The sequence below is a fragment of the Nostoc sp. DedQUE08 genome, from assembly GCF_034530895.1.
Taxonomy (GTDB): domain Bacteria; phylum Cyanobacteriota; class Cyanobacteriia; order Cyanobacteriales; family Nostocaceae; genus Nostoc.
Genome location: NZ_JAVRCD010000023.1, coordinates 34,172 through 49,242, shown reverse-complemented (window position 1 = coordinate 49,242; position 15,071 = coordinate 34,172). Strand labels below are relative to the sequence as shown.

The window sequence follows — 15,071 nt, the reverse complement described above, 5'->3', positions numbered from 1 at the left end:
TATTTATTAATTCCTTAATTATTTTCAACTGATTTAATTTTTTGTAGACGTTTTTTCTGTTGCGCCTTACCAGATGAAATTTTCTCTATTTGAATATCATTCTCTTGTAAAAATGCTGTGGAATTTGGAGATGAATTTAAATATTCTGCTAAAGAATTGATGGTGGGATATCTAAACAAATCAAGGGTTGACAGTTCTACTTTTAATATTTCCTGCAATTGGCTGTGAACTGTCACTAAAAGTAATGAATGACCGCCAATTTCAAAGAAATTATCGTGAATGCCTATTTTTTCAAGATTCAAAGCTTTTTGCCAAACAGAGGCTATTGTCTTCTCCACCTCAGTTTGCGGTACTACATAAGCAACTTCTAATTCTGGGCGTAGAGCATCGGGGATAGGCAGTGCTTGACGGTCTACTTTACCATTAGATGTTAATGGCAATGCTTCTAATATCATAAATGCTGTTGGTAGCATATGATCGAGCAATTTATTCTGCAAGAAGCGACGCAGTTCAGGAATAGTTAATGTTTTGTCTGGCTGGAGAGTTGTATAGGCTATTAAACTTTGATTTCCAGATTTATCTTCCCGAAGGATAACTACACTTGTTGATACTGATTGATGTTGATTGATAACTGCTTCAATTTCTCCCAGTTCAACCCGGAAACCACGGATTTTAACTTGGTTATCAATGCGGTCGATATACTCGATATCTCCACTCGGTAGAAAACGAACTAAATCACCTGTTTTGTAAAGGCGATCGCCTTCTTGTTTACTAAAGGGATTGGGGATAAATTTAAGGGCTGTTAATTCCGGTTGATTCAGATAACCTCTAGCTAACCCAAGTCCACCAATGTGCAATTCACCGGGTACTCCCATTGGTACTGGTTGCAAATATTGGTCTAAAATGTACAGTTGGGTATTAGCGATCGCTCTACCAATGGGTATGGAGCCTGTAGAGTGCTTACCGACTGGAACTTGATAAACACAGCAGCCTACTACTGTCTCTGTGGGGCCGTATTCGTTTACTAATATTGTATCTGGAGTTACATCTTGCCAGAAGGTGATGCTTTCAGCTAATAAATTTTCCCCACCAATAATAAAAGCTCTAGTTTTATTTACTATTTCTTCTTGGGATAACTGTTGCTTAAGTAAATCCAAGTGAGCGGGGGTGATTTTCACTAAACTTAAATTTGAGCTTTTCTTTAAAGCTTGACAAAGGGTTTCAATGCCTTGTTTTTCTGATAGTAATTCGACGGTACGACCAACTAATAAAGGTGAAAAAAGACTGGTGATTGTTAAGTCAAAACCCAAAGGTGAGTGAACTAAAGTTCCTGCTCCTTGTTCTACTTGATATGTTTTGGTACACCAGCTTAAGTAGTTAACTAATCCTTGATGAGGAATTAGAGTTCCTTTAGGTTTACCAGTAGAACCGGAGGTATAAATAACATAGGCTAAATTTAATTCGGTTGTTTTAGTAATTGGATTTTCAACTTTTTGTTGCTTTATAGTTTGCCAATCGCTATCTATACAAATTACTTTAATGCCATCTGTAGCTAAATCTGCAATTAAATGCTGTTGACTCAACAGCACTGGCATTTGAGAATCGTTTAGTATAAAAGTTTTTCTTTCTAAGGGATAGCTAGGATCGATTGGTACATAAGCACCACCTGCTTTGAGGACAGCTAAAAGTCCGATAACCATAAAAAGCGATCGCTCGACACAAAGTCCTACCATTACATCCGGCTTCACGCCTAATTGTTGTAGGTAATGAGCTAGCTGGTTAGCGCGACTGTTTAATTCCCGGTAGGTAAGCTGCTGATTTTTATAAACAATAGCAATATTGTCTGGCGTGCGATCGCACTGCTGTTCAAACCAATTATGGATACACGTGTATTCTAGCTCTCCCGTTTTAGTGTTATTGAATGCAACTAAGAGTTCTTCACGCTCTCCTTCACTGAGGATATTCAGGTGTGATATTGGTGTAGAGGGATTGTCAATAACGCTAGTTAACAAAGTTTGCCACTGATTCGCCAAACGTTGAATATCTTCTTGACGGAAAAGCTTTGCATCATAGTGAAATTCTACTTTGACTAAATCATTTTGTGTACGGACACAAGAAAGTTTTACTTTAAATCGGTCAAAGCAGACGTAATGCTGATAAATTGAAAATGTTACTTGAGGAGCATAATAATTACTTACCGTTTCTTCAAAGTCAAAACAAAATGGTAAAAATGATTGTTCACTCTCATTTACATTTGTTTTAGCAAATGCGTCCCAACTAAAACTGTCCTGCCATTCTAATACTTCATCTGTTAAGTTTTTAACCTTTATTAAGGTATTATTGAATGATTCATTTTCTTGCAAATGATAAGCAAGGGGTAAATATTTGGCGAATAAACCTAGTGCCACTTTTAATTCTTCATAATTGCGACCATCACAGCCTAAACCTATAATTAAGTTTGATTGCCCAGTCAAACGCCAAATTAGAATTTGCCAGCAAGTCAGGAAGAATATATCTATCGAAATTTGATATTTTTGGACAATCCGATCGATTTTAGTTAGTAAATCACTAGGAATAGCTAACTTAATCAATTTAGGTTCAAATTCCGATTTGTCAGAAAGATTATTCTCTAAAGGAAGTTTTAAGCTATCCAGAGCAGAAAAATCTACTTGCTGCCAATAATTTTTCCTTGATGTAGTCTCTTCTGCTGCAAGTAATTCATTTTGCCATGTAGCGACATCAGCATATTGTAGTGGTTCTGCGCTGAGTTCTACATTCTGCAAGCAGGCAGTGTAATACTGACTAATTTCATTAACTATGTTTGTTAATGTTTTATAATCTGCACAAAGAGATGGCAAATTTATAAATAAAATGTATTTTTTTGATGAGCATTCTAGTACATATAATTTTAATAATTGACCTGGTTGTAATTTTCTAGATTCTTGTTTAAATTTCTCAATAAATGCTTCTATTTCTTTCTCATGAGAAGATTTATTCTCTAAACTATACTCGTCAAAAGATACACTAGTGTTAGTTTCTATCACTTGAACAGGTATTTTTAGACCACGTGGCCGATAAAAACTTGTGCGAAGAATTTCATTTCTAGCGATAACTTTCTCTAACGCTTCTTTTAATACCTCTAACTCTACATTTCCTTCAACAAGGATAGCACATTGACTACAATATAAATTACTACTTTCTTGTAATAACCAAAGATGCTTTTGTTGAGGAGATAATGGAAAACCTTGAATTATTTGTTGCATTTTACTTGATAAAATTACTTTTTCAATTCGATCGTAATTTTCAGAAGTTATAATAAGTGGCGGTGATTTAATTAAATATTGAGGTGGGGAGTTGAAGAAAAATATTTTAACTATCTCAAGTTTGGCTAAAACTTATCAGTTCACTCATCGCCACAAAAAGCTTACGTTCTCCCACATAGGGATTGCGTCCATGAGCGGTTAACACATTGTCCAGTAATAATATATCTCCTTGTTGCCAAGGAAAAGATACTTCCAAATTTTGATAAATATCACAAATGTGTGTCATTACTGAGTCTTCAATAAGAGTACCATCCCCGTAAAAGCAATCTCGTGGCAAATCTTCTTTTTTAAAAGTTGATAGAAGCGACTCGCGGGTTTGCGTTTCTAAACAAGCTAAATGCCAATGTTGTGCTTGATTAAACCAAGATAATTCATCTGTTTGAGGATGCTTGATTACCGCTGGACGAATCGAAATAGTTTTCAAACCACCATTACTTTTCCATTCAAATTCAATTAAGTTGCTTTGACAAAACTTTTCTACATCTGCTTTACTTTGAGTTTGAAAAACTGTTTGCCAGTCAAGTCCTAATCCGTTTCCATAATTACGAACATACATAACCTGCTTTTCAACAAATTTGTCCCTAATTTTGGGTTCTATCAGTTGAAATACCTTACGACTATCAACTATTGGGGTTTCTCCTCCTTGCTGTGCAGGTTGATGACAACCGAACAGAATTTTTCTAGGCCATCGATAATTAAAAGAATTTTCGTTGTGCCATAATAACTTGCTATCCGCAGGGTAAAAAACTGGAGTATAAACTTTGCCGGTTAGTGTTTCACGGGTATGTTCGCCGTTTTCATTGAATAGTTCTGAGCAAACCGCTAGACCAAATCTTTCAAATCCGGCTGCTGTAGTAATATTAAATCCTTGGAAAAGGATAGCACCATATTTAATTAAATGTGTATCTACAAATTCTCGATTTGCTTCCGCCCAATCTGCAAGATCGACATCTGATGTAGAAGGTTTTATTATTAGTGGTATTTGTTCGCCTCCCGAATTATCTAGTTTAATTAATTCTTTTTGTAGATTTATGGATTTTCTAGTAGCTCTATTAAATTCCGGTTTGAAATTAGAATTACTTACTTTTACCTGTTCCATTTTACTTCTCTACTTCAATTGCGATCGCTTTTCGTTTAATTGTGCTTAATTTTTGTTGAGATTTTTCTTTATGTTTCCGTTCTTCACTCAATTGATATTCTTTATCGGATTTTATAATCATTTCTTCTAACTGATTTAAGCTAATAGTAGGTTCTATAATAATTTGAGATAAAATTGTTTTAAAATTATTTATTAATCTGGTTATGCTACTAGCATCAAATAAGTCTTTATTGTATTTAAATAACCCAACTATTCCTTGCTCTGTATCCGTTAATTCTAAAAGTAAATCAACACTTGCTACCTGATTTTCTAAATCTAAACTAGTCAAAGTTAATTCTGAAAGCTCTAAAGAATGTATGGGAGCATTTTGGAGGATCAACTTGACTTGAAACAGAGGAGTTTGGTTGAAGTCTCTTTTTGGATTCAGAGCGCCAACTAGTTTTTCAAATGGTAAATCTTGGTGAGCATAAGCTTCCAAACAAACCTTCCGAACTCGTTGCAAAAGATCGCTAAAAGTGGGATTGTCAGATAGATTAGTACGCAATACTAATTGATTAACAAAAAAACCGATTAAATTCTCTATTTCGATTCTATTTCGGTTGGCAATATCAGTACCGACAACAATATCTCTGTCGCCTGTATACCAATATAATAAAACTTTAAATGCTCCAAGTAGGGTCATAAATAATGTTGTTCCAACACTATCACCTAACTTTTTAATCGCTTGAGATAATGTTTGAGAAAGTATAAAATTTTGCCGCTTCTCCTGGGAGGTTTTCATTTCTGAAGACTGGCGAATTATAGGCAATTGTAAAACTGGTAAGTTATCTCCTAATTGCTTTTTCCAGTATGTAAGTAAGGTATTAAGTACCTCACCCTGCAACCAGTTTTGTTGCCAAGCTGCGAAGTCAGCGTACTGTATTGGTAGTTCCGAGAGTGGGGAGGGCTGTCCTTTGCAGAAAGCTTCGTAAAGTGCTGTTACTTCTTTGATGAGTAGCCCTATTGACCAGCCATCAGAGACAATATGATGCATGGTTAACAACAGGACATATTGTTGTTCGCTTAAGTGCAACAAAGTTGTCCTTAGCAAAGGCCCCTGCGCTAAGTTAAAAAGCGACTGACTTTCTTGAACTGCTAACCGCAAAACTTCAGTTTCTTGCTTTGTTATTGAGTACTCTTGCAAGTCCACCACAGATAGCTTTAAGGTTAGGGTTGGAGTAATCACCTGAATTGGTTGTCCATTGGCGATCGCAAAGGTGGTTCGCAAGGCTTCATGACGCTGCACAATTTCGTTGAGACTGCGTTCCAATGCAGGCACATTCAGCGTACCAGTAAGACGCACGGCAAAGGGAAGGTTGTAAGTGGTGCTATTTGGCTCCAACTGATTCAGAAACCATAGCCTTTGTTGGGCAAAGGACAGGGGTAAATTGGCATTTCGAGGAACAGGTACTATGGGCAAAAGAGCAAGACTTGATGTTAAATGTGTGAGGATTTCTTGTTTCCGCTCTCGTAACTGAGTGCTTAACTCTGGTGAGAGTACCCCTTGAGGAGCGTTACAGTATAAGCGATCGCCATCAACTCTAAATTTGATGTTGAGGCTGTCAAGGTATAATAAGAACTCTTCAATAGTTTTCATAGTTCTATCTCCTCGCGATCGCAGTCTACCTCGTCCATAGAAACAAGCTCTAGCTGTTGGACTGCAAGCATCTTCTCGATCCGTTCTACCAACTGAGCTAGTGTAGGTGCTTCAAATAAACTGCGTAAAGGCAATTCCACCTTAAAAGCTTTCCGTAACCTGGAAATCGCTTGAGTAGCCAATAAAGAATGTCCACCCAAGTCAAAAAAGTTATCGTAAATGCCTATATGCTCTCGCTTTAATATCTGAATCCAGATGTCAGCAACTATCTCCTCTGTGGGAGTACGGGGTGCAACGAAGCCTAGTTCCGATTCATTCTGGAAATTTGGTACAGGTAATGCGCGGCGATCTACTTTACCACTGGGACTTAAAGGCAATGCTTCAATCTGTACGATCGCAGAAGGTATCATATACCCAGGTAGCTTTTCTTTAAGTAAATCGCGTAGTTGTTGAATTAGTTTGCTACTACTTAGGTCATTGCGATCGCACTCAGCGCTAGGAACAACATAAGCCACTAAGCGTTTATCATCAGGGTTTTCCTCCATAACTACAACTACAGCTTCTCTAACAGCTTGGTGCTGAAGCAAAAATGTTTCAATTTCTCCAAGTTCAACCCGAAAACCACGAATCTTCACCTGATGGTCAATACGTCCGAGAAATTCTATATTCCCATCAGGAAGCCACCTTCCTAAATCTCCAGTTTTATAAATTAAATCTTTGCGATTTCCTGGTAACTTGTTTTTAACATCTGTAAATGGATTGGTAACAAAACTGAAATTAGTTTTTTCTTGATTTTTCCAGTAGCCATCACCGACACCAATTCCTGATACACAAATCTCTCCAGGAGCGCCAATGGGTAATAATTGCATTTCTCCATCCAGAATGTAGAGATTTAAATTAGCTAATGGTTTCCCAATTGGAACCGTTCGCTGATTTTCTGGCAAAGGCTTGTCAACGATAAACTGGGTGATATCATCAGCAGCCTCAGTTGGACCATAGGCGTTAACTATTTTGATTTCGGGATATATCTCAAGCCACTTATTTACCAAACTTACCGATACTGGTTCCCCGACAACCATCATCCATTTTAAATCAGGTAATTCTCTTTGGTGAATCGGTAGCTGGGAAGTATATTCAAGCAAGCCGACAAATAATGCTGGTACTAATTCAACAACTGTAATTTTTTGTGATTTGAGTGCAAGAAATAACTGCTCAGGAATCGCAACGGTTTCGATATCTACTATTACTGTCTTTCCACCAATTAGAAGTGGTGCTAAAAATTGCCATACAGAAATATCTGTAGAAGCAGGAGCGCTTTGCAGAAAACAAAATTCTGGCGTTAAATCCAACTCATCAAATTGGGCATAAATATGATTAATTGCACCATCATGCCTGACAATTGCACCCTTTGGTAATCCTGTAGACCCAGAAGTGTAAAGCATATAAGCTGGGTCAACAGCATCATTGATACTTTCTAGATTATCATTAGATAGCTGCTGAAAATCCAATTTATTATATATCTTTAAATTTTCTGGTCTAAGAAATAGCGTCCGATCATTAGCAATGCTATCTAAGCAAATAATCGATGATAATTGAGAATAGTCTTCTCCCAGGTCTGATAAAACATTGAATAGCGAATAATCCGTGAATAAAAACCTCACTTCGCTATTAGATAGCATATACTTAATTCGATTTGGTGGGTAAGTGCTATCAATGGGTACGTATGCTCCACCTGCCTTATATATAGCAAGAATAGCAATGAGAAAGTTAATGTCGCGGTCTTTAAAAATTCCGACAAACTCTCCTTTACAGACTCCTAATCTCCGCAATAATTCAGCTAGCTGATTCGCTTGATGGTTTAGTTCTTGATATGTGAGTTGAGTGTGTTGATGAATGACGGCTATATTATTTGGAGTTTCAGATACTTGGGTTTCAAATAATTGATTTATTGTCTGGGTAACAGGATACTGTTTGGTTTTATTATTAAACTCTGTTAATATCTGGTGTCGATCGAAGTCTTTTAAGAAAACAATCTCTGATATTTTAGTATTTACTTGATTAATACAGCTTTCAAGAAGATTAGTATAATATCTACTTAGGAATTTTACATTTTCATCTTGAAACAAATATTCCTTATACTCTATGTCAACACTAATACTTCCACAATCAACTTTAAAAGAAATTATAATATCATTATTTAGTTGATTTAAATTATTTTTATTATGAATATTTTCTAAACAAACTACTATGTCAAAAATTGGATGGCGGTTAGGAATTTTTGATATATTCAACAACTGGATTACTTCATCAAAATCACAGCTTTGGTTGTTGTAAGCACTAATTATTGAATCTTTGACTTGAAAAAGAAAATCTTTGAATGAGAGATGAGGTTTTACCTGAGTATGCAATGGAATAACTTTGTTATTTATCTCATTTAGAAAAAGTTTCTCATATATTGGTATTCCAATAATAACATCATTGTTTCGAGTATACTTTTGCAGCAATATATTCAATGCAGATACTAGTATCCAGTATATTGAAAAATGAGAACCTTGAGCCAGTTTAATGATTGATTGAGATAAATTGTTTGATAAATCAAAGCTAAGAGATTTATTTTTACCGCTATAAAATAAAGGTCTTACATAGTCTAACATCAGATTTGTTTCAGGTAATTCTCCCGATAGTTTATTTATCCAATAGATTTTTTGAGATAATAAGTCATTAGAGTCTAAATGTGTACTCATGCTTCTTTCCTTGTAGACTAAGTAATCAAATAAATATATGAACTTAATATTTTTAACCAGCTTTTTTATAATAAATAAAAATTAAAACTGATAACAAAATAGTTTTTCAATATTAAATTACTTTATTAGTTATTGAAGTGTTCAAGATATAATCGAAATTTAATGACATTTCTTTTTCTAATATTAACAATTCAATATGGGGTTTTTGCTCTGTAAGCAACAATAACTCCTGAAGACGCACTTTTGGATTCGTTACTATACCTTCGAGCAATATTTTGAAATGCTCCAATATATTAATTATTGTTGCCCCATCAAAACGGCGAAAATCATAATTAATTCCAATCGTCAGTTCTGAGCCAGGATACCCAACTATATTTAAAGGATAGTTTGTTTTGTAATAGCTAGTTTGCTCAGAGATGTTTAGACTTCCCCATTCTTGCAGAAACTTGCCTGTTTTTTGGTTCTCGAACACCACAAAGCTTTCAAACAAAGGCACATTACCCAGCACTTTACTGCACTTTTGAATATCTACCAGTGGAGAATACTCATACTCTCGAACTTCTATCAATTGAGTTTGTAATTGCTGAAGCCAAGGTAATAAATACTCCTCCAAATCTATCTTGATGTGGACTGGTAAGGTATTAACCATTTCTCCTACCATTGACTCCGATCGCTCTAAATCTACTGGGCGACCAGAAGTAGTACAGCCATAAGTTACATCATTTTTACCACTGTAGCGACTAAGGAGTATGGCCCAAACTCCCTGAACTATTGTATTCATAGTCAGGTGATGCTGTCTTGCTAATGAATCTAGATTTCTTGTAGTTGCTTCCGATAGACTGATTTGTATATCCTCATAGCGTTCTTCTAGATTGGACAAGTTGTTTGAGTATAGGTTAGTTAAGGGAGTAGGCTCTTTTACTTCATTGAGTTGCTGTCGCCAAAATTCCTCTGCTTTGGATAAATCCTGCTGTTTCAACCATTTGATGTAATCTTTAAAACAACTGCCGTCTACTAAGGGTGCATCTTGACCCCGACAATATGCTTCATAAATTTCAATCACATCATTTAATACCAATGGATATGACCAACCATCGAGAATGATTAGGTTGCTACTCCAAACAAGATAGTAAACATCTTCTTGAATCTGGATTACAGCCACACGCATTAGAGGTGCTTGAGAAAAATCAAACCGCCGGGAGCGATCGCTGTCGAGAAAAGACTTTAAACGCTCTTGTTGTTCTAATGGATCGAGTTCCTGCCAATCCTGGTACTCTACAGGTACTTCTACTTGCCGATGCACAACTTGTAATGGTTTATCCAATTCTTCCCAATAGAAGCTGGTACGCAAGATTGTGTGCCGGGTTGCTACTTGCTGCCAAGCGTATTTAAAAGCAGCAATGTTCAGATTGCCACTAAAAGTGTAGACAAACTGTGAATGGTATAGTCCCATTTCTGGAGTGTGCAAACCGTGAAACAGCATACCATGCTGTATTGGAGATAGTGGGTATATGTCTTGAATATCTTCTTTCATAGTGTTTTATTTTTACTCCCTCGGTTGATTTTCTCTAAAAACAGATCGAGGTCTTGTTGATTGAAGTCTGCTTCTGGAAAGTCAGAAGGTGTATATCCTCCGACTTTAGGAGAATGACAATGAGTCATAAGTATTTGCAACGCTTCTACAAACCCTTGTGCTAATCGTTCAATAGTGCTTCGTCGATGTATTTTTTCGCTGTACGTCCAATCCACTCTCAACTGGTTATTAACTACCAAAGCGTTGATATTGAGCATATAAGCCTCGCGGTTGCAAAGGCTGCGCGTTTGTCCTTGGGAACCTTGAGAGATTTTAAATATTGATGAGTCGGAAAATGTTCGATCGAACTGACCTAGATAATTGAAGACCACCTCAGCTTGTGGAAGCGATCGCAGTGACTCTATTCTGGCAGTATCCTTACTAAGGTAACGTAGGACACCATAGCCCATCCCCTTATTTGGAATGCTCCGCAGCTGCTCTTTGATCGATTTCAAAGCCTCTACGGAATGAGAGATTGTTCCCAAATCTAACAGCACAGGAAAAATAGATGTAAACCAACCTACTGTGCGCGACAAATCGACATTATCAAAAATCTCTTCCCGCCCATGACCTTCTAGAGCTAGTAATAGGGAATTATTGCCAGTCCATTGAGAAAAAGCTTGTACTAGTGCCGCGAGCAAGACATCGTTAATTTGTGTATTGTAAGCTTTTGGTACTTCTTTTAGCAAGATTTGAGTCTGTTCCTCAGTCAAAAAAATCGAGATATTCTGAGCCGAAGCCACTGTATTGTCGCCGTCAGCAAAATCGACTGGCAAAGGAGCAATTTTTTGCCAAGACTCTCTCAGCCAATAGTCCCATTGTTGCTGGAGAGTAGCTGATTGTGCATATTCCTGTAGACATTCCGACCAGTATTTAAACGAAGTTGTCTTTGCTGGTAGTTGCACTTTCTTGCCTTGGCTTATCAGTTGGTATGCTGTTTCCAAGTCCTCCAGTAAAATTCGCCAAGAAACGCCATCTACGGCTAAATGGTGAATGACTATCAGCAAATGGCTTGGTTGCTGCCCTAAGTCAAACAGAGCAACTCGGATCAATGGGCCTGTTGAGAGATTAAGACTGGCTTGTAATTTGGTAGCAGCTGTTTCGATGGCTAGTTCTTGTTCGGTTGCTGATAGGGCAGAGAAATCCAAGTGTATCCAGGGTATTTCTGCATCAGGGCTGGCTATAACCTGTTGCCAGCTAGACTCTGTTTGTTCAAAGCGTAAGCGGAGAGCATCATGGTGTAACAGTAGTTGCTGTACGGATTTTTCTAATACAGCTAGGTCAAGAACTTGTTTAACTTCTAGTAAGACTGCTTGATTCCAGTGGTGGGGTTCGAGTAGATTCTGTTCAAAAAACCAGTATTGTATTGGTGTCAGAGAAGCTAAACCTGTAATCAGTCCTTGTTCAGCTTGTTTTACCTTTTTCGCAACTGCCACACTTGCCAAACCAGCAACTGTTTGATGTTGAAATAACTGTTTAACTGCCAGTTGTAAACCAGCTTGTTTGGCTTTGGTGATAACTACAATGGCAAGGATCGAATCCCCACCTAACTCAAAAAAGTTATCGAAAATACCCACTTTATCCACACCAAGTACTGCTGCCCAAATTTCAGCCAGCTTGGTTTCTACGTAATTACGAGGGGCTAGTAGTTCTTTGTCTTCAGGTCTTATTGTATCAGGTGCTTTGAGTGCTTTACGGTCAATCTTGCCATTAGGTGTTAATGGTAACATCTCTAATATGACAAAAGCTGTTGGCACCATGTAATTTGGCAACTTTGCCTCTAAAAAATCGCGCAGTTCAGAAATCGTTAGCGTTTGCTCTGAGTTCGGGACTAGGTAGGCAACTATTTGTTGAGAATCTGTTTCCAAAGAATGAACCGTAACTACAGCTTCTCGGACTTTGGGATATTTAATGATGAGTGCTTCAATCTCCCCCAATTCAATGCGAAAACCACGTATTTTTACTTGATAGTCAATGCGACCAATGTATTCTATCTCTCCACTTGGTAAATAGCGTCCTAAATCCCCAGTTTTATACAATCGCTCCCCTGGTAGATTCGCGTAGGGATTGGGAATAAATTTATCCGCAGTCAGTTCTGGTTTGTTGAGATAACCACGGGATAAACCTGCACCACCAATATACAACATCCCTGGCACGCCTACAGGAACAGGTTGGTAATTTTTATCTAATAAATAAATCTGCGTGTTGTGAATCGGACGACCAATAGGTGGAATGTTGTTAGTATCTTTGTGTATCCAGGCAGATGTTGAATAAGTTGTATCTTCAGAAGGGCCATATAGGTTAAAAACCTGTTGTATATTATCCTGCTGATAAAGTTGTTGTACGAGTTGATTATGAAGTGGTTCACCGGCGATATTGATCGTCTGCACTGAAGTTGGAATGCTATCAGTTCTTAATAACTGTGAAATTACACTTGGGACAGTATTTATTAAGGTTACATTTTGAGCTGTTGGCAAAGTTGGTAAATATAGTGCGTTCTCGATTAAAATTACCTTGCCACCGCAACACAGAGGAACAAACACCTCGAACACCGAAAGGTCGAAGCAAATTGAGGTTGATGCTAAAACACCTTGCATAGCTTCAATTGCAAAGGTTTTGTTTGCCCAATCGAGCATTGCAACTGTGCTAGCGTGTTTAATCATTACACCTTTTGGTCTGCCCGTTGAACCAGAGGTATAGATGACATAAGCTAGGTTGTCAGTAGTTACTTCAGAGAATAAATTTTCCTGGCTTTGTTGGGCTACTAGATGCCAATCAGTATCTAAACAAACGACTTTAGCTTTGTTTTGGGGCATTGCCTCTAGGAGCAACGCAGTAGTCAGCAATACTGGCGCTTGGGCATCTTCTAGGATAAATGCTATGCGTTCTGGTGGATAGGCTGGGTCTATAGGTACGTATGCACCACCTGCTTTCAGGATACCTAATAGACTAACAATCGTAGAGAGCGATCGCTCTACACAAATCCCAACTAATATCTCTGGCTTTACTCCCAGCTTTTTCAGATAGTGCGCTAGTTGATTTGCTTTAGCATTCAGTTCGCAGTAGGTTAATTGCTCATCTTCAAATACTACTGCTACAGCATCAGGCGTGCGTTCTACTTGCGCTTCAAACAACTGATGAATACATTGTTGTTCAGGATATTCAACCTGAGTGTTATTCCACTCCACTAGCTGCTGATGTAACTCTTCAGCTGTCAATAGTGGTAAGTCAGATAATCTTGCTTGTGGATTTGCAACAATCCCCTCTAGCAAATTACGAAAATGCTCTACTATCCGAATAACGGTTTCAGCATCAAACAAGTCAGTGTTATATTCTAAAAACCCCCGCAACTCTGGCTGTGCGTCCACTAGGTGCAGCGTTAAATCAAATTTAGCAGTCTGACCGTGTGTCGGGAGCCAATTCAAAGTCAAACCAGGTAGTTTAAGTTCCTTTTGAGTGTCTTCCTGCCAAGCAAACATTACCTGAAACAAGGGCATCTGACTGAGATTTCTATCTGGCTGAAGTTCTTCCACTAATTGCTCGAAAGGTATATCTGCATGAGCATATGCACCCACGCATACCTCGCGCACTCTATTCAACAATTCTAAAAAACTTGTATTACCAGAAAAATGAGTCCGCAGCACCAGGGTATTGACAAAAAAACCAATCAGCCCTTGAATTTCAGCTTGGTTGCGGTTAGCAATTGGGGAGCCAACGCAGATATCTTCTTGCCCTGTATAACGGTACAGTAAAGCTTGAAATGCTCCCAGTAGCGTCATAAACAAGGTTACTCCTTCCTGATTGCTCAGGGATCTGAGCATATCTGTTAGGCTCGCTGATAGCTCAAAAGAAGCAATTGCGCCTCGAAAGCTTTGAATTGGCGGTCGTGGGCGATCTGTGGGCAAAGCTAAAGTTGAAGCATCTGCCAACTGTTGCTTCCAATAATCAAGTTGCGTCTTTTGTAATTCCCCTTGTAACCACTGACGCTGCCAAATAGCAAAGTCTGCGTATTGAATAGAGATATCAGGTAGGGGAGATGCTTTGCCGGTAGAAAAGGCTTCATAGAGTCCTGCTAATTCACGAATCAGCACTCCTATAGACCAACCATCAACGGCAATGTGGTGGATTGTGAATAGCAGCAAGTATTCTTCGGCACCTGTTTGTAGCAACATGACTCGCAGCAACGGGCCAGTCACTAAATTAAAAGGTTTTTGAGCTATTTCTGTTGTTAACCGTTCAACTTGTGCTTGCCGTTTCGCTTCTGACATCGAGAGCAAATTCACCACTGGCAGCGTCATAGTTACAGCAGGATGAATAATTTGAATTGCTTCTTCCTCAAGCATCTCAAAAGTAGTACGTAACGCTTCATGACGCCGCACAATCTCATTGAGACTTCGCTCTAACGCATCCACGTTAAGCGCACCTAACAACTGTACACACGCTAGTTCGCTGTAGTAAGGATTGTCGATATCTAACTGTTGAAGAAACCACAGCCGTTGTTGGGCAAAGGATAGGGGAGCAGGACTTATTTGAGAACGTTTTGGAATAATTTCTAATTGAGAGCGAGAGTCAACTTCACCGCGCAATCGCTTTGTAAGAAGCGCCTGTTGAGCGAGTGAAAGCTTTGACCGTCGTTTTAAAATTTCATCTTTTCTTGTTTCCATAATCCCCCCTGTCAAACTACGAGAACTAGCAA

General features: G+C 38.2%; 6 protein-coding genes. All 6 read right to left on the bottom strand.

What is annotated here, in order from left to right; genetic code table 11:
- Positions 1–14: 14 nt before the first annotated feature.
- Complete coding sequence (locus RMY64_RS17095; protein WP_322700671.1) at positions 15–3,263, bottom strand: amino acid adenylation domain-containing protein; 3,249 nt, start codon at positions 3,261–3,263, stop codon at positions 15–17.
- Between the two features lie 115 nt (positions 3,264–3,378).
- Positions 3,379–4,422, bottom strand: a complete 1,044-nt coding sequence (locus RMY64_RS17090; protein ID WP_322700670.1) for a TauD/TfdA family dioxygenase — start codon at positions 4,420–4,422, stop codon at positions 3,379–3,381.
- Between the two features lies 1 nt (position 4,423).
- Entirely contained in the window at positions 4,424–6,058 is a 1,635-nt protein-coding gene (locus RMY64_RS17085; RefSeq protein ID WP_322700669.1) for a condensation domain-containing protein, read from the bottom strand.
- Positions 6,055–8,802, bottom strand: a complete 2,748-nt coding sequence (locus tag RMY64_RS17080; protein WP_322700668.1) for an amino acid adenylation domain-containing protein — start codon at positions 8,800–8,802, stop codon at positions 6,055–6,057. Before RMY64_RS17080 ends, RMY64_RS17085 begins: the two co-directional genes overlap by 4 nt.
- Before the next feature lie 112 nt (positions 8,803–8,914).
- Positions 8,915–10,336 carry a condensation domain-containing protein gene (locus RMY64_RS17075; protein WP_322700667.1) on the bottom strand — a complete coding sequence of 474 codons (1,422 nt, stop codon included), beginning with the start codon at positions 10,334–10,336 and terminating at the stop codon, positions 8,915–8,917.
- On the bottom strand, positions 10,333–15,039 hold the full coding sequence (locus RMY64_RS17070) for a non-ribosomal peptide synthetase (protein ID WP_322700666.1): 4,707 nt from the start codon (positions 15,037–15,039) through the stop codon (positions 10,333–10,335). Before RMY64_RS17070 ends, RMY64_RS17075 begins: the two co-directional genes overlap by 4 nt.
- Positions 15,040–15,071 lie beyond the last annotated feature (32 nt).